This window comes from Pseudoclavibacter sp. CFCC 14310, assembly GCF_008831165.1.
GTDB lineage: Bacteria > Actinomycetota > Actinomycetes > Actinomycetales > Microbacteriaceae > Pseudoclavibacter_A.
On sequence record NZ_WBKC01000003.1, the window covers coordinates 242,809 to 258,677 of the forward strand.

Sequence of the window (15,869 nt, forward strand, 5' to 3'; positions counted from 1 at the left end):
CGCACCCGATTCAGCGCGCAGAGGTGCTCTCCACACCATCGTGCAGGTCAAGCTCGACCACCGGCGCCGTGTTCCAGATGCGTTCCAGGGCATAGAAGTCGCGCGACTCTTCCTGGAAGGTGTGCACGACCACATCGCCGAAGTTCTGCAGCACCCACTCCCCCAGCTCGCGCCCCTCGCGGCCTCGCATCTTCACGCCGTTCTCGACCATGGCATCCTGCACAGCGTCGGCGATGGCGACCACGTTACGGTCGCTCGATCCGGTGACGACCACGAAGATGTCTGCGAACGGATTCGTGCCCGAGACGTCGAGCGCGACGATGTCGTGCCCGTTCAAGTCGAGCGCGGCCTGAGCGGCGATCTGTGCCAGGCGTTTCGCCTCTGCGGTGGCCGTCATGCGCCGAAGATCCGCAGCAGCACGAACACGGTGGCGGCGATGAGCAGCACGCCGGCACCGATCAGCAGACCGATCGACAGCTTGTTCATGCGATCGTGCTGTGAGTTCTCGGGAAGAATGCGGTCGGTCTCGTAGCGACGCACCGTCTCGACGGCAGACACCGGCCGAGTCTCGTCAGTCACCGGCACCGAGTCGCTGGTGTCGGCCAGCGGGTCGCCGCGATCTTTCTCGTACGCCGCCGGGATGACACCGGTGTCGGTGGTCAGCTGCGGCAGTGTGATCGAACCGGTCGTGATCAGCACATCACCGGTCGAGTCGAGCGGCAGCGCGAGGCTGTTCTGCTCGGGTGTGCTCGGCAGCACAAGCACGCTGGCCGTTGCTGGCCCGGTCGTGATGGTCGGCTTGTTGGGGGCGATCCTGGCGTCGACGTCGCTGTCAGACGTCGCCGGCGTGATGATCACCGGAGTGCTCTCAGCCTTCGCCGGTTGGCTCGGCTGAGCTGCGGACTTCGTCACCGACGGGGTCGGAGCCGCTGCGCGAGGCTTCGATGAGGCCACCGGTGCATCGGCCAGCAGCGGCCGCCGGCGACGAGGTTCCGGCGTCGACGGCGTCGGGGACGCCGCGGCCGGTTTCGCTGCAGGCGTCACCTGCGAGCTGCCCGGCGTCGACGAGGGGCCGCCAACCGGTTTTGCAGCAGGCCGTTCTGCCGCCGGCTTCTCAGCCGGCTTCGGGGTGGGCTTCGCCTGAGCGGGCGCCGCCGACTTCACGAAGGCCGGACCTGCCGATGTGGCAGGAGCAGGCTGCGGAGCCGACTTCTTCGCCACTGCCGGACGCTGAACAGGTGCCGGACGCTGAGCCGATGCCGGGCGCTGAGCAGGAGTCGACTGTGCCGCCGCTGCCGGGGCGCCGTGCCGATGATGCGCTCGTTTCGACTGCCCGTCGGCAGCAGTGCTCTGTGCCGACTGCTGCGCCTTCGAGGCAGCACCCTGCCCTGAACCGGCTGCTGTCTGCTTCTTCTTTGCATCGCCGGAAGTCTTCGATGCGTCGCTCGGAGTCTTTGCCGCTGCGGCCTCGGAGGCAGCCAGCTGAGCCGCGCGCTCTCGTGCACGCAGCTCTCGCCGCGTCAGCTGATGTTCTTCGGCCACTTAGTCCTCATCCCGATACAGTCCGTATTTACTGATGTACTGGACAACGCCGTCTGGCACCAAGTACCACACGGGCTGACCACGGCGCGCACGCCGTCGACAGTCTGTCGACGATATCGCAAGCGCAGGTATCTCTAACAAGCTTACGTCGTCATGCGGCAGGCTCGAAAGTGAGAGCGGATGCCCGGGCCTGCTGACCGCGACGAAATGCGCGAGCTTCCAGAGCTCTTCGCTGTCTTTCCACGTCAAAATCTGGGCGATGGCATCGGCCCCAGAAATGAAGAAGAGCTCGGCCTCGGGGCGCAGACGATGCAGGTCGCGAAGGGTGTCAATCGTATAGGTGGGGCCCGCTCGATCGATGTCGACTCGGCTCACGGTGAACCTGGGGTTGGATGCTGTGGCGATCACCGTCATCAGGTAACGCTGGTCGGCACCGGTGACCCGGCGATCAGCTTTCATCCACGGCTGGCCGGTGGGTACGAACACCACTTCGTCGAGGTCGAACGCGTTCGCCACCTCGCTGGCAGCCACTAAGTGGCCGTGGTGAATCGGATCGAAGGTACCGCCCATGACGCCGATACGTCGACGCCGATGCGGGGTGGTCTGTGTGTGCACGCGACTGGCGGAGCTCAGTGCCCCTGGTGCGCCTCTGAACCGGCGGCCAGCTCGGGAAGCGGCGGAACGACCTCATCGTGATGCCGGTTGTTGACGTCACGGTAGCTGAACACGATGAGCCCGAGCAGGATGAAGACCACAGCGGCGACCAGTGCGAAGCCCCACGGAGGCATCGGCATCGAGTGCTCCACTGATTCAGCGGCAAGTACGTTCACGGCAGTTGCAAGCATTGTGTCCTCATCTTCTGACTACTCACCCCATGATAGAGGATCACGCGACCACTTCAGTACACACGCGCCAGCGTGCCCGCCCCGCGCCAGTCAGCGGTCAGTGTCTGATCTGGCCCTCGCCGCGCACCATCCACTTCGTGGTGGTGAGCTCGGGCAGGCCCATCGGCCCGCGCGCATGCAGCTTCTGTGTCGAGATGCCGACCTCGGCGCCGAACCCGAACTGGCCGCCGTCGGTGAAACGGGTCGAGGTGTTGACCATGACCACAGCCGAGTCCACCTCGGCGAGAAAGCGCTCGGCGTTCGCATAGTCTTCGGTGATGATCGACTCGGTGTGGTGCGTCGAGAAGTGATTGATGTGCTCGATCGCCTCGTCGATCGAATCGACGACGTGCACCGCCAGCTCGAGTGCGAGGTACTCCGTCTGCCAATCGGCTTCGGTCGCGGGAACGACCGAGGAGTCGATCGCCTGAACGGCCTCGTCTCCGTGAATCGTCACGTCTCTGTCGTGCAGTGCGGTCAGCACGGCGGGAAGCACTCGTTCGGCCGCGTCACGATGCACGAGTACCGTCTCGGCGGCGTTGCACACACTCACGCGTTGGGTCTTCGCGTTCACCACGATGTCGACCGCATGCTGCAGATCGGCACTCGCATCGAGATAGACGTGCACGTTGCCGTCACCGGTCTCGATCACCGGCACGGTCGACGTCTGCACCACCCGCTGGATCAGCGCCTTGCCGCCGCGCGGAATCAGTACGTCGATCAGCCCACGCGCATGCATCAGTGCGTCAGCGCCCGCGCGACCGTGGTCGTCGACGCTCACCACGGCATCCGCCGGCAGCCCGACCGAGGCGATCGCCTCACGCAGCACCTGCACCAGCACGTCATTGGTGTCATACGCAGCCGAGCCGCCGCGCAGCGCCACGGCGTTGCCGCTCTTGATCGCGAGGGCGGCGATGTCGACCGTGACGTTCGGACGTGCCTCGTAGATCACGCCCAGCACGCCGAAAGGCACACGAACCTGTTCGATGCGCACACCGTTCGGCAGCCGATGACCGCGCACGAGCGTGCCGATCGGGTCGGTCAGCCCCACCACGACGCGCACGGCGTCGGCGAGCGCTGCAATGCGGTCATGATCGAGGCGCAGTCGGTCGTGCATGGGCAACGACAGCCCCGTCTCGACCGCACGATCGAGATCGCGCGCGTTGGCCTCGAGAATGCGCGACTCGTTGTCGACGAGCGCCTGGGCGATCGCCTCAAGCGCTGCATCTTTGACGCCCGAGGTGCGTGTGGCGAGCGAGCGCCCGGCCTGCTTCGCTGCCTGCAGACGCGGCCGCAGAGCGGCAAGAGCCGCCTCGCCGGTGAGCGGTGAACGATCGTCGCGTGAGTGATCTGCTGACATGCCTCACAGTCTATGACACGGCGCCGACACGATCAGGCGCGATTCGCGTTCGGATCGTCCGCGTCGTTCTGGGCACCGGTCTCGTCGTCCTGCTGTGGATGCTGCAGTCTCGGCAGCAGCACGGTGAATGTCGTTCCGTGGTCGCCCTCCAATGGCCTGCCGTCGTCATCGAAGCGCTGCGGAGTCGACGCGACCGAGACGCTGCCGCCGTGTGCATGAACCAGCGCCTGCACGATCGAGAGTCCGAGCCCGGTCGACCCCTGCCCCGGGGTGCGGGAGTCGTCAGCTTTGACGAAGCGGTCGAAGATCGTGTCGACCATCTGTTCCGGAATGCCCTGGCCGTCGTCGCGCACTTGGATGCGCACGTCGTCGCCGACGATCGCAGCGCCGAGCACCACGTTCGTGCCGGCCGGCGTGTGTGTGCGGGAGTTCGCGAGCAGGTTGACCAGCACCTGACGCAGGCTGTTCTCGTCTCCCAGCACCTCGAGCGGCTGGCTGGCGTCGAGGTCGAGCTGCCAGTGGTGGTTCGGGCCCGCGGCGTGCGCGTCTGCCACGGCGTCGATCAGCAGCCCTCGCAGGTCGACCTCTTCACGCTCGATCACCGGCTCGTTGTCCAGACGGGCGAGCAGCAGCAGGTCTTCGACCAGGTCAGACATGCGCTCGGACTCGCTGCGCACGCGACCCAGCTGCTCGGCCGCATGGGGCGGCAGCGTGTCGGCATCGCGCAGCACGAGCTGCGTGTAGCCGCGAATCGATGCGAGCGGCGTGCGCAGCTCATGGCTGGCGTCTGCGACGAAACGGCGCAGCTTCGTCTCGCTGGCCCGTCGCACGCGGAAGGCGTCGTCGATGTGTGTGAGCATGCGGTTGAAACTGCCCGCCACGCGACCCACCTCGGTCACGTCGTCGACGAAGATCTCGGGAATGCGCTCGGTCAGCGCCGCGTCTCCGGTGGCGAGTTCGCGCCCGGCAACGCTCTGTGCGGTTCGTGCGACGACCTCGAGCGGATGCAGTGCGCGGCGCATGAGCATCCAGCCGAGCAGCAGCGCGCCGATGCCGGCCAGCGCGATCACGACCATCTGCACGACCATGTACTGCGTGATCGTATTGGCGACGGCCTCCTGTGAGATGGCGACGACCTGTCGAGCACCGGTTCGGTCGTTGATCGCGACGGCACGGTAGGTGCCGAGATCGGGCAGCGGCACGTCGTAGAAACCGCCGTCGACCGGCACCTTCAGCAGCATCGCGACCTGATCGGAGTCGAGCTGGTGGAAGGTCGGGGTCTCGCCGTCGTCGATGTAGCCGGCTCTGAGAGATCCCTGCCGCAGGTCGACGATGATGGTGTGCGCCCGCTGCGTGCGCACGTCGAGGCCTGGCGGAACCGGGTCATCGGGCCGCACTACGGCATCCCCTTTCGCCACATCAGTGGCGCGGGCACGCTCGGTCGCGAGACTCAGCTCGGTGTTGAGCTGCCCGTACAGCGAGGTGTTCAGCGCAGACGTGGTGACGGTCGCGATCAGGGCCACGCTCGAGAACAGCAGCGCAGCGAGCATGATCGGCAGTGTCTTGCTCAGCGGCAGCAGCCGCCAGTGCCGCAGCAGGCCTCGCCTCTTGCGACGGTAGGCGCCGGGCCTCGCAGCACGCTGGTGCGAGGTGCGCGGGCCCTCGCGATCGGTCATACCGCAGGCTTCAGCACGTATCCGACGCCTCGAACGGTGTGGATCATCGGCTCGCGCCCGTGGTCGATCTTCTTGCGCAGATACGAGATGTACAGCTCGACGACATTGACCTCTCCGCCGAAGTCATAGTGCCAGACGTGATCGAGTATCTGCGTTTTGGACATGACCTTCTTGGCATTGCGCATCAAGAAGCGCAGCAGTTCGAACTCGGTCGCTGTGAGCTTGATCTCGTCGCCGCCGCGGGTCACTTCGTATGAGTCTTCGTTCAGCATGAGATCGCCGACGACGACAGTGGGGTCGTGCTCCTCTTCGACCCAGTGCCGCGAGCGTCGCAGCAGCCCGCGCACGCGCGCCATGAGCTCTTCGATGTTGAACGGCTTGGTCAGATAGTCGTCGGCGCCCACGGTGATGCCGGCGATGCGATCTTCGACCGCGTCACGAGCGGTGAGAAAGATCACCGGGATGCTCTCGTCGATCTCGTGCAGCTTGCGCAGCACCTCGAACCCGCTGAGGTCAGGCAGCATCACATCGAGGATCACCACGTCGGGTCGGGTGGTGCGGGCAGCATCGACCGCTCCTCGGCCGTTGAGCGAGGTCATCACGTTCAGGCCCTCATAGCGCACGGCTGAAGCGACGAGCTCAAGCAGGTTCGGTTCGTCGTCGACGACGAGCACCGTCACATCGTGCTTCTCACTTCTGGCAGCTGACTCGTTCACAGGCTCTCCGATCTCTCTCACCCGGGCCTGAACCCGGGATCTTCGCGCGAGTGCCGACGATACGTCGTCCGGGCGTTCTCGCGAAGAACTGCTTCGAGCATACTGAGCGAATTCTGTGAGCGTCATGTGTGCGAGGTGTCCAGATCCTCAGACACTCAGCACATACGCGCCATTCAGTGCTCGTGGGTGACCGACTCGATGGTCTGCAGTGCTCCGGTGTCGGTGAGCTCGTGACCGAGCACCGGGCGCGCCTCGAACCATGTGCCGATCGACTGCCCCGAAAGCGCGTTCGAAACGTGCTCGGTCGAGGTGAGCAGCACCGGGATGCCCGCTTCGGTCGCGACCCGAGCCGAGGCGATCTTCGTGACCGCTCCCCCGGTGCCGACGCCGTTGACCGTCACCGGCGAGACCTCGATGTGTTCGAGATCGTCGTCGTGCGCGACGAAGTGCAGGGGCTTCGAGCCCTCGCGCTGCGGCGGGCGGTCGTAGAGCGCATCGACGTCCGAGAGCAGCACCAGCGCATCGGCCCGAACCAGCACCGCGGTGAGCGCCGCCAGCCGATCGTTGTCTCCGAAGCGAATCTCATGCGTCGCGACGGTGTCGTTCTCATTGATGATGGGCAGCACACGCAGATCGAGCAGTCGATCGATGGTCTGCTGCGCCTGACGGCGATGTCTGCGGTCGTCGATGTCGCTCGCGGTGAGCAGCACCTGTGCGGTCGTCACGCTGAAGGCGTCGAACACTGACTCGTAGCGGTACATGAGTCGTGCCTGACCCACGGCAGCCGCTGCCTGTGAAGTCGCCAGGTCGGCAGGTCGACCGTTCAGGTTCAGCAGCGGCAGCCCGGTGGCGATCGCTCCGGACGACACCAGGACGACCTCGACGCCCCCCTCGTGCAGCTGCGCCAGCGCCGACACCAGATGGCCGAGCTGGTGCTCGTTCTCACCGGTGATCGACGACGAGCCGACTTTGACGACGATGCGCCCGGCGCCGGGAATCCCAGCCTGCGAGATGACGCTGCTCACCGCTGCTCTCCTTCTTCGTCCGAGGTGTCCTCAGCGGCCGAGCCTGCGGCATCCGTCGTGTTTGTCGAGCCTGCGGCGGATGCACTGGTCGCCCTCGTCCGCTCTCGATCCTCCGTCCACAGGCCGGCTTCGCGTTCGGCCTGCAGTTCGGCTCGGGCAGCGGCCTTGGCATCCATGCGCTCGTAGTACTCGACGCGCTTCTCGGCACGGGTCGGGCGCGAGTGATCGCTCAGGCGAAGATCCTCGCCACGCGGCGCAGCGATCTCGGCGCCGGAGGTGATCGACGGCTCCCAGTCGAAGATTCGCTCGTTGCTGCCCGGCCCGATGACCACGGCCGATCCGGCGCGCGCACCGGCACGGAACAGCTCCTGCTCGATGCCCAACCGGTTCAGCCGGTCGGCGAGGTAGCCCACCGCCTCATCATTGTCGAACATCGTCTGGGCGATCCAGCGTTCCGGCTTCTCACCGAGAATACGGAAGTACTCGCCGTCCGGGCCGGTCTCACGAGAAATGGTGAATTCAGCCTCACGACGACGTGATCGCGGGCGAATCACGATGCGCTCCGGCTGCTCAGCCTCGGCTTCTGCCTCGGCACGCTGTGCGGCCCGACCCTCGTCGACCAGTCCGGCCATCGCGAAGGTGAGCTCGCGCAGCCCGCGGCGTGTGGCCGCCGAGACCTGGAACACGCGGAATCCCCGCTGCTCAAGATCATCTGTGACGAACTCGGCGAGTTCCTCGGCCTCAGGTACGTCGACTTTGTTGAGCGCGACAAGCTGCGGTCGCTCGATGAGCGGCGTTTTGCCCTCGGCGACCGGATACTTCGCGAGTTCGGCCAGAATCGTTTCGAGGTCGCTGATCGGATCTCGATTCGGCTCGATCGTGGCGCAGTCGAGCACATGCACCAATGCCTCGCACCGCTCCACATGGCGCAGAAAGTCGAGGCCCAGCCCCTTGCCTTCGCTGGCCCCTTCGATGAGCCCGGGCACGTCTGCCACGGTGAACCGCACATCTCCGGCCTCGACGACGCCCAGATTCGGAGCGAGCGTCGTGAACGGATAGTCGGCGATCTTCGGCTTGGCCGCGCTCATGGCTGCGATCAGGCTCGACTTGCCTGCTGAGGGGTATCCGACGAGAGCCACATCGGCCATGGTCTTGAGCTCGAGCCGCACATCGCCGCTCCAGCCCGGTGTGCCGAGCAGTGCGAAGCCGGGAGCCTTGCGTTTCGTCGAGGCGAGCGAGTTGTTGCCGAGACCGCCGATGCCGCCCTGCGCCACCGTGTAGCGCATGCCCGGCTGATCGAGGTCGATGAGCATCTCGCCATCCGCGTCGCGCACGACCGTGCCGACCGGAACGGGCAGGATCAGATCCTGTCCGGCATAGCCGTCGCGGTAGTCGCCCATGCCGAAGCCGCCGCTCTCGGCCCGCTGATGCGGTCGACGGTGGTAGGCCAACAGTGTGGTGATCTGCGGGTCTGATTCGACGATGACGTTGCCGCCGTCACCCCCGTTGCCGCCGTCGGGGCCGGCGAGCGGTTTGAACTTTTCGCGGCGAATTGACGCACAGCCGTCGCCGCCGTCACCTGCTGTGACGTGCAGCACGACGTCGTCGACGAAGCTGAGTGCCATGTGATGTGCTCCTTAAGGTGCGAAAGAGGCGAGCTCGCTATGCGAGCCCGCCTCGATCATGCTGAAAAACGGAATGTCACTCCGCAGCGGTGAGAATGCTCACCACGCGGCGACGGCCCTTGCTGCTGAACTGGACTGATCCGGTCTCGAGCGCGAAGAGCGTGTCGTCTTTGCCGCGGCCCACGTTGGCGCCGGGGTGGAAGTGGGTGCCACGCTGACGAATGATGATCTCGCCGGCGTTGACCTCCTGCCCACCGAAGCGCTTCACGCCGAGACGCTGAGCGTTTGAGTCGCGACCGTTGCGAGTTGAGCTCGCACCCTTCTTATGTGCCATGAGAGGACGCCTTTCGCTGTTACTTGATGCCGGTGATCTTGAGCTTGGTCAGCTCAGAGCGGTGCCCGAGGCGCCGACGGTAACCGGTCTTGTTCTTGAAGTGCTGAATGTTGATCTTGGGGCCGCGCAGGTCTTCGACCACCTCGGCGGTCACCTTGACCTTGGCGAGATCTTCGGTCTTCGAGGTGACCTTGTCACCGTCGACCAGCAGCAGAGCGGGAAGCTCCACAGCGCCCTGCTCATCTGCCTGAACACGGTCGACCGTCACGACAGTGCCGACCTCGACCTTCTCCTGACGCCCGCCGGCGCGCACGATTGCATAAACCACGTGTCATCCTTTGTCTTGAAGTCTGTGTTCACTCGCCGGCAGAACCAGCCCGAGCCAACACTCAATAATACTCAGTTGTGTGTGTGCAGGTCAAACACCCGCGACCGCGTGTCTCAGTCCTGACGCTCACCGCCCGGGCGCTGCCGAAAACTCTGGCCTCGAGTCTCTTTGGCTGCGTTCGGCGTGCGGGCGCCTTCTGGCAGGTGCGCGAGCACGTCTGCCAGCAGGGCGTCGCGGTCGACCGGCTGTTTCGGTGAGGCCTCGGCGGCAGGTTGGGTCTTCGGCTTCGGCAGATCCAGGTCGAGGTCGATGTCGGTGCGCGCCGGCCCTGCCGGAGCCGATGCACGACGCGACCGGCGAGCCGACGCGGGTTCCGAACGTCGCTGCGGATGCTCGCTCGACTCCGCCGACTGCAATGACTTCGCCTGCAGGTGCGGCTCGACGGGCTCTTGACGCTCTGCGGGTTCGTGTGCCGTCGCAGCAGGCCGAATTCGATCGGATGCGGGCGCGGCTGCGGCACCCTCCGCTGCGCTGAGGCCCGACTCTGCGTGCGAAGTACGGGCGACTGGCTCGCCAGAACGATGCTCGTGCACAGGCGCATGCGCTGCCACATCGCCCGCAGCCGCCAGAGGTGCAGACGCCTCGGCGGTCGGAGCAGAGGCGATCTGCGCGATCGTGCTGGCGGCGACCTGGGCGACGGCGTTCTTGACGTTCGCGTTCAGGGTGTTCTTCACCGGCTTGACAGCCTGGGTCTTCTTGCTGCGAGGTTTGCGAGCCGAACCGGATTTCCCGCTCTGAGAACTGTGCGTGCTTTGACCGGAGTCGGAGCTCTCGCCGAGCTGCGTGAACGTCTCGGCCAGCCCGATGCCGATCTTCTTGCGGGTCATCTGGATCAGACCCAGCGAGGTCACTTCGGCCACCTGATGCTTGGTGCGATCGCGACCAAGGCATTCGATCAGACGCTGCAGAACCAGATCGCGGTTCGACTCGAGCACCATGTCGATGAAGTCGACCACCACGATGCCGCCCAGGTCGCGCAGACGCAGCTGTCGCACGATCTCTTCGGCGGCCTCGAGGTTGTTCTTCGTGACCGTCTCTTCGAGGTTGCCTCCGGAGCCGACGAACTTGCCGGTGTTCACATCGATGACCGTCATGGCCTCGGTGCGGTCGATCACCAGCGAGCCGCCCGACGGCAGGAAGACCTTGCGCTCGCTCGCCTTCGCCAGCTGCTCGTTGATGCGGTAGGCGTCGAAGATGTCTTTGTCGCCGCTGTAGTGCTCGACGCGATCGACCAGATCCGGCGCGATCGTGTGCAGGTACTTCTCAATGGTCTCTTCTGCGTCTTTGCCGCTGATGACCATCTTCGTGATGTCTTCGTTGAAGACGTCGCGCACGACTTTGATGAGCAGATTCGGCTCGGTGTGCAACAGCGCCGGAGCCTGCTGCGTCTCGCGCAGGCGCTGGATCTCTTCCCACTGCTGCTGCAGACGGGTGACGTCCCGTTCGAGCTGTTCCTTCGTCGCACCCTCAGCAGCGGTGCGCACGATGACGCCCACGTTCTCAGGCAGAATCTCTTTCAGCGTCTTCTTCAGACGCGAACGCTCGCTGTCGGGCAGCTTGCGACTGATGCCGCTCATCGAACCGCCCGGCACGTACACCAGGTAGCGACCGGGCAGAGAGATCTGACTGGTCAGACGGGCGCCCTTGTGACCGACGGGGTCTTTCGTGACCTGCACCAGCACGGTGTCGCCCGCTTTGAGCGCCATCTCGATGCGCCGCTGCTTGTCGGTGACCTCGGCAGCCTCCCAGTCGACTTCGCCTGAGTAGAGCACGGCGTTGCGGCCGCGTCCGATGTCGACGAATGCGGCCTCCATGCTGGGCAGCACGTTCTGGATGCGCCCCAGATAGACGTTGCCGATCAGCGAGAGGTCTCGTGAGTGCGCTGCATAGTGCTCGACCAGAATGTCGTCTTCGAGCACGCCGATCTGGATGCGGTCGTCGGTCGAGCGCACGATCATCTGCCGGTCGACCGCCTCGCGGCGTGCCTGGAACTCGACCTCGGTGACGCTCTGGCGACGACGCCCGGCATCGCGACTGGCGTTGCGACGCTGCTTCTTCGCCTCGAGTCGTGTCGAGCCCTTGACCTTGGTCGGCGTCTCACGATGACTGCGCTGCCCGCTCTCCGGGCTCTGTTCGTCGGCGGCTTCGTCGCTCGTGCGCGACCGACGGCTTCCGTCACGCTTGCGGGTGCGACGACGCACGCTCTCGACGTGCTCGGGCAGCTCGGGCTCTTCGTCATCGTCGCGCTCGGGCAGCTCGGGCTCTTTGAAGGTCAGCTCGATCGGGGCGACCGTCTCAGCGACCGGCACTGCCGGAGCTGAGGTCGCCCCCGCCTCTCGAACGCTGAACGGCGAGAACGGCGTGATCTCAGCAAGGGGATCAGGCGCCGGCTCTGGTTCAGGTGCCTGCGCCGGCGTCGCTTCAGCGGCCGCCTCGGCAGCAGACTCGGTCTTGGTCGCAGCCAGCTCACCGGTGCCCTGAGCCGACACGTCGGCGGCTGCCTCGGCATCCGTCAGCGCTGCCTCTGCAGGCGCGGTCTCGCCCGGTGCAGCAGCCGCTCGGGCCGCCTGGTCTGACGAGTGCTCGTCCGCTGTCGCCGATTCGTTGGAGCGCGCCTGTGCATCGGCTGTCTCTTCTGCCACTGCGAGCGATTCCTCGACCACTGCAGGGGCCGGAGCCTCAGCCGGGTTCGCCAGATCGCCACGATCAGCATCAGACGACGCGGCCGACGCGACACCGGCGGCGGCGTGCTCGTTCACTGCTTCACCCTCGGCACCGTGGCGCGGCGCGGCGTCGCCTGACGTCTCGTCCGCTGACTCGTGGTCGCCGAAGGCAGACTTCGCCCGTCGGGTGCGCTTCGTACCGAAGAGCTGCCCGAACAGACCGCCCTTCCCATGTTCTTCATTACCCACCATCGCTGGTGCACTCCTGTATCCAGCCGCAGTCCCGGTCGCCCCGAGCCGGCTCCTCAAACTGTTCGCACGACCGCTGAGGTCGATGCGCCAAATTCAGCTCTATCGCAGGGCGTCCTGGCCCTGAACAGCATCTGCGTCGTTTTGACGACGCCTGTGATGCGCGTCTGCGCGTGAGGGCGACTCACGCGACCCAGCCCATTATCGCATGGAATCCGGTGTTCGCCGCTGCGTGCCATAATGGCGGCATGTCTGCAAACCGTTCGGGCACTGCCCTTCCCAAGCCGCTCGCCGTCACCATGGTCGTCATCGGCCTGGGCGGCCTGCTCGGAGCCTTCGAACTGGCCACTGAGTATGTCAAGACGTTGCAGAACCCCGCGTATACACCGAACTGCTCGTTGAACATCCTGGTGACCTGCGGTCCGAACATGCAGTCTTGGCAGGGCAGCCTCTTCGGGTTCCCCAACGCGCTGCTCGGCCTGATGTGCTTCATCTTCCCGATCGCCGTCGGGGTGAGCGCTCTGGCCGGGGCACGCATGACACGGTGGTACTGGCAGCTGTTCAACCTCGGCATGCTCGGCGGCTATGTGTTCATCACGTGGCTCTACTCCCAGAGCATCTTCGTCATCGGCACACTGTGCCCGTGGTGCATGGAGGTCTGGTTCTTCATGATCTTCGGCTTCTGGTACATCACCGCCTGGAATCTGCGTGAAGGTCACTTCGGAAGCGGGCTCAAACGCTTCGGGGTCTGGCTCTTCCACTGGGCGTGGGTCGTCAGCCTGCTCAACCTCGTGCTGATCGCAGTGCTCGCCGAGATCCGTCTCGGCTGGATCGAGTTTCTGCTCTGACCGTCGGCGCGGCGCTCAGGCGCTGCGCTGACCTGCTCTGCTCATGTCTCACGGCGCCTTGCGCACCGCTGAGCCCTGAAGATGACAGAAGGGGCCGCGCTCTGCAGAGCGCGGCCCCTTCTGTCATCTGCGCAGGTCAACTGCGCACGGAGAGGATCAGGCGAACCAGATGCCGATCTCACGCGCTGCAGACTGCGTCGAGTCAGATGCGTGTACGACGTTGCGCTGCACCGAGACGCCCCAGTCACGGCCGAAGTCGCCGCGAATGGTGCCGGGCGCTGCGACGGTCGGGTCGCTTGCGCCGAGCAGCGTGCGCACGCCGGGAACGACGTTGTCGCCCTCGAAGATCACGGCCACGATCGGCCCGCTGATCATGAAGTCCACGAGAGAGTCGAAGAACGGCTTGCCCTTGTGCTCGGCGTAGTGGCGTTCGAGCAGCTCCCGGGTCGGCTTCACCCACCGGATGTCTGCCAGGCGGTAGCCTTTGCGCTCGATGCGGGCGAGCACCTCACCGGTCAGTCCGCGTTCGACGCCATCCGGTTTCACCAGCACGAGGGTGTGGTCTGGGGTGATCTGCTTCTGCTCTGCAGTGGTCATCTGTCGATTCCTTTCGGGTGTTTCGTCAGTGTTGGGTCGGTTGTTCATGCTGCACCGCTGCAGCTTCCCGGTCTGCGCGTGCTGCCGCGACCATGATGTAAATCCACAGGGCCAGGCAGATCAGCGACACGAAGAAGATGAACCCGCTGAAGAGGCCGGCGAGCAGCAGCACGACCTGCACCGCCCACCCGAGCCAGAGTCCGATGGGGCCTCGACGCATACAGGCGAGAGCGAGCACGAGCAGCAGCATCGAGCCGGCGCCGAGCCACCAGACCAGCGGCGACGAGATCAGCCGCAGCCCGAAGAGCACCAAGGTATAGAAGATGATCACGAACGACTCGAAACCGAGCATCACGCTGCAGAGCTTCTGACGAAGTCTCACACCGCTGCTCGGAGCCGCACCGTCTGCGCTGTTCGGAGGTTTCATCGCCTTCATTCTACGTGCTGCGGCCCGATGGTCAGAACCGGTCTCCTGGCTCCGTGCTGTCTGGCCACATCTCGTTCGCGTCGTCGTCTTCGGCAGCCGACGCCTCAAGGGCTTCCTTCGCCGCCTCGACGTCGGCATCCGACGTCGCATCCGCTGCCACCGCAGAGGTGTCGGCGTCCGTCAGCGCGGCCACCTCGCCGATGACCGTGATCGACCCGGTGACGATGATGCCGGAGTGCTCGACCTCGCGTGCCAGGTAGCGAGCCTCGTCCAAGGCCTCTTCGACATCGTCGACCACCCTGACCCGCTCTGTGCCGAACACCTCGACCGCCAGTGCGGCCAGGTCGTCTGCGGGGATCGCCCGAGGCGAGTGCGAGGCGGTCACCACCACCTCGTCGACGGCGCCGTCGAGCGCCTGCAGAAAGCCCTTCGCGTCTTTGTCAGACAACACGCCGATCACGGCGACGGTGCGATCGAAGTGAAAGTTCTCGACCAGCGCACGGGCCAGGCTGCGCGCTCCGTGTGGGTTGTGCGCGGCGTCGATGATGATCGTCGGGTCGGTGCCGACCACCTGCAGCCGACCGGGCGACTTGGCCGAGGCGATGCCCGGCTCGACGACATCGGCGCCCAGCGGCACGTCTCCCCCGCCGAGAAAGGCCTCGACGGCGGCGATCGCCAGCGCGGCGTTCTGCGCCTGATGCTCGCCGTAGAGCGGCAGCGCGAGATCGCGATAGGTGCCGGCCAGGCCGCGCACGTCGATCACCTGCCCGCCAACAGCCGGCTGCGCGCCCGACACCTCAAAGTCGGTGCCCGCGCGCTTCAGCGTGATGCCCAAAGCGTCGGCTTTGGCCTGCAGCTCGCGCATCGCCTCCGGTGCCTGCGCGGCGGTCACCGCGATGGCGCCCGGCTTCATGATGCCGGCCTTCGTATGCGCGATCTCGGCGATCGTGCTGCCCAACACCTTGGTGTGGTCGAGCGCGATCGGCGCGAACACCGCGACGTCGCCGTCGGCGGTGTTGGTCGAGTCCCACTCCCCGCCCACGCCCACCTCGAGGCAGATCACATCGACAGGTGCGTCGGCGAAGGCCGCGAAGGCGAGCACGGTCAGCGCCTCGAAGAAGGTCAGCGCCGCCCGGCCTTCGCCGCGCAGCTGTTCGTCGACCATTTCGACGAAGGGCTGTACGTCCTCCCACGTGCCGAGCAGCCGCTCGTCGGTGATCGGCGATCCGTCGATCACGATGCGCTCGTTGAAGCGCACCAGATGGGGGCTGGTGAACACTCCCACTCGCAGGCCCGCCGACGCCAGCATCGAGGCGGCGATGCGTGCCGTCGACGACTTGCCGTTGGTGCCCGTGATATGGATGATCCGGTACGACTTCTGTGGGTCGCCCAACAGGTCGAGCACCCGAGCGACCGCGTCCAGCCGTGGCTCGATGCGGTTCTCAGGAGCCCGCCCATAGAGCTGCTCGGTGAGCTGCTCGACACTGTTCGGGGCGAGGGCAGCCGTCGTGGCGTTGCGTGCGTCAGTCACAGGT

At 65.6% G+C, this 15,869-nt stretch carries 16 protein-coding genes; 1 reads left to right on the forward strand and 15 read right to left on the reverse strand.

The window, feature by feature from the left end; translation table 11 throughout:
• Window positions 1-10 precede the first annotated feature (10 nt).
• The 12 genes from rsfS to F8O06_RS08540 form a co-directional block, all read right to left on the reverse strand.
• Complete coding sequence (rsfS, locus tag F8O06_RS08485; protein ID WP_158037638.1) at window positions 11-397, reverse strand: ribosome silencing factor; 387 nt, start codon at window positions 395-397, stop codon at window positions 11-13.
• Window positions 394-1,542 carry a hypothetical protein gene (locus tag F8O06_RS08490; RefSeq protein ID WP_158037637.1) on the reverse strand — a complete coding sequence of 383 codons (1,149 nt, stop codon included), beginning with the start codon at window positions 1,540-1,542 and terminating at the stop codon, window positions 394-396. Before F8O06_RS08490 ends, rsfS begins: the two co-directional genes overlap by 4 nt.
• Window positions 1,543-2,157, reverse strand: coding sequence for a nicotinate-nucleotide adenylyltransferase (gene nadD, locus F8O06_RS08495; protein ID WP_225733383.1), 615 nt, complete (start codon window positions 2,155-2,157; stop codon window positions 1,543-1,545).
• A gap of 14 nt (window positions 2,158-2,171) precedes the next feature.
• On the reverse strand, window positions 2,172-2,387 hold the full coding sequence (locus tag F8O06_RS08500; RefSeq protein ID WP_158037635.1) for a hypothetical protein: 216 nt from the start codon (window positions 2,385-2,387) through the stop codon (window positions 2,172-2,174).
• Between the two features lie 97 nt (window positions 2,388-2,484).
• The gene (locus tag F8O06_RS08505) at window positions 2,485-3,786 is read right to left on the reverse strand and encodes a glutamate-5-semialdehyde dehydrogenase (RefSeq protein WP_158037634.1); all 1,302 of its coding nucleotides are present in this window, start codon (window positions 3,784-3,786) and stop codon (window positions 2,485-2,487) included.
• Between the two features lie 32 nt (window positions 3,787-3,818).
• Complete coding sequence (locus tag F8O06_RS08510; RefSeq protein WP_158037633.1) at window positions 3,819-5,462, reverse strand: sensor histidine kinase; 1,644 nt, start codon at window positions 5,460-5,462, stop codon at window positions 3,819-3,821.
• On the reverse strand, window positions 5,459-6,178 hold the full coding sequence (locus tag F8O06_RS08515; RefSeq protein ID WP_225733382.1) for a response regulator transcription factor: 720 nt from the start codon (window positions 6,176-6,178) through the stop codon (window positions 5,459-5,461). Before F8O06_RS08515 ends, F8O06_RS08510 begins: the two co-directional genes overlap by 4 nt.
• A 173-nt stretch (window positions 6,179-6,351) precedes the next feature.
• Window positions 6,352-7,203 (reverse strand): glutamate 5-kinase, encoded by an 852-nt coding sequence (proB, locus tag F8O06_RS08520; RefSeq protein ID WP_158037631.1) that lies wholly within the window; start codon window positions 7,201-7,203, stop codon window positions 6,352-6,354.
• Window positions 7,200-8,828 (reverse strand): GTPase ObgE, encoded by a 1,629-nt coding sequence (gene obgE / locus F8O06_RS08525; RefSeq protein ID WP_158037630.1) that lies wholly within the window; start codon window positions 8,826-8,828, stop codon window positions 7,200-7,202. The genes proB and obgE overlap by 4 nt, the downstream gene beginning before the upstream one ends.
• Window positions 8,829-8,904: 76 nt before the next feature.
• On the reverse strand, window positions 8,905-9,162 hold the full coding sequence (rpmA, locus tag F8O06_RS08530; RefSeq protein ID WP_158031103.1) for a 50S ribosomal protein L27: 258 nt from the start codon (window positions 9,160-9,162) through the stop codon (window positions 8,905-8,907).
• A 19-nt stretch (window positions 9,163-9,181) separates the two neighbouring features.
• Window positions 9,182-9,490, reverse strand: a complete 309-nt coding sequence (gene rplU / locus F8O06_RS08535; protein WP_158031102.1) for a 50S ribosomal protein L21 — start codon at window positions 9,488-9,490, stop codon at window positions 9,182-9,184.
• Window positions 9,491-9,603: 113 nt separating this feature from the next.
• Window positions 9,604-12,465 carry an Rne/Rng family ribonuclease gene (locus F8O06_RS08540; RefSeq protein ID WP_158037629.1) on the reverse strand — a complete coding sequence of 954 codons (2,862 nt, stop codon included), beginning with the start codon at window positions 12,463-12,465 and terminating at the stop codon, window positions 9,604-9,606.
• A gap of 245 nt (window positions 12,466-12,710) precedes the next feature.
• Here F8O06_RS08540 and F8O06_RS08545 point away from each other — a divergent pair, with 245 nt between their 5' ends.
• Complete coding sequence (locus F8O06_RS08545) at window positions 12,711-13,310, forward strand: vitamin K epoxide reductase family protein (protein WP_158037628.1); 600 nt, start codon at window positions 12,711-12,713, stop codon at window positions 13,308-13,310.
• A 156-nt stretch (window positions 13,311-13,466) separates the two neighbouring features.
• On the opposite strand, the gene ndk is transcribed toward F8O06_RS08545, so the two are convergent.
• From ndk to F8O06_RS08560, 3 genes are read right to left on the reverse strand one after another with little or no spacing between them, the layout of a single operon-like run.
• Window positions 13,467-13,907: a nucleoside-diphosphate kinase gene (gene ndk, locus F8O06_RS08550; RefSeq protein ID WP_225732830.1), complete on the reverse strand. Its 441-nt coding sequence runs from the start codon at window positions 13,905-13,907 to the stop codon at window positions 13,467-13,469.
• A gap of 25 nt (window positions 13,908-13,932) precedes the next feature.
• Window positions 13,933-14,334 (reverse strand): DUF4233 domain-containing protein, encoded by a 402-nt coding sequence (locus F8O06_RS08555; RefSeq protein WP_192496832.1) that lies wholly within the window; start codon window positions 14,332-14,334, stop codon window positions 13,933-13,935.
• A gap of 31 nt (window positions 14,335-14,365) precedes the next feature.
• Window positions 14,366-15,865, reverse strand: a complete 1,500-nt coding sequence (locus F8O06_RS08560; RefSeq protein ID WP_225733381.1) for a bifunctional folylpolyglutamate synthase/dihydrofolate synthase — start codon at window positions 15,863-15,865, stop codon at window positions 14,366-14,368.
• Window positions 15,866-15,869: the final 4 nt, after the last annotated feature.

Coding starts and splice junctions, on each gene's coding strand:
- F8O06_RS08505 (WP_158037634.1), bottom strand. CDS start 3,786: ATGTCAGCAGATCACTCACGCGACGATCGTTCACCGCTCACCGGCGAG.
- F8O06_RS08510 (WP_158037633.1), bottom strand. CDS start 5,462: ATGACCGATCGCGAGGGCCCGCGCACCTCGCACCAGCGTGCTGCGAGG.
- F8O06_RS08540 (WP_158037629.1), bottom strand. CDS start 12,465: ATGGTGGGTAATGAAGAACATGGGAAGGGCGGTCTGTTCGGGCAGCTC.
- rsfS (WP_158037638.1), bottom strand. CDS start 397: ATGACGGCCACCGCAGAGGCGAAACGCCTGGCACAGATCGCCGCTCAG.
- F8O06_RS08500 (WP_158037635.1), bottom strand. CDS start 2,387: ATGCTTGCAACTGCCGTGAACGTACTTGCCGCTGAATCAGTGGAGCAC.
- F8O06_RS08555 (WP_192496832.1), bottom strand. CDS start 14,334: ATGAAACCTCCGAACAGCGCAGACGGTGCGGCTCCGAGCAGCGGTGTG.
- F8O06_RS08545 (WP_158037628.1), top strand. CDS start 12,711: ATGTCTGCAAACCGTTCGGGCACTGCCCTTCCCAAGCCGCTCGCCGTC.
- rpmA (WP_158031103.1), bottom strand. CDS start 9,162: ATGGCACATAAGAAGGGTGCGAGCTCAACTCGCAACGGTCGCGACTCA.
- ndk (WP_225732830.1), bottom strand. CDS start 13,907: ATGACCACTGCAGAGCAGAAGCAGATCACCCCAGACCACACCCTCGTG.
- obgE (WP_158037630.1), bottom strand. CDS start 8,828: ATGGCACTCAGCTTCGTCGACGACGTCGTGCTGCACGTCACAGCAGGT.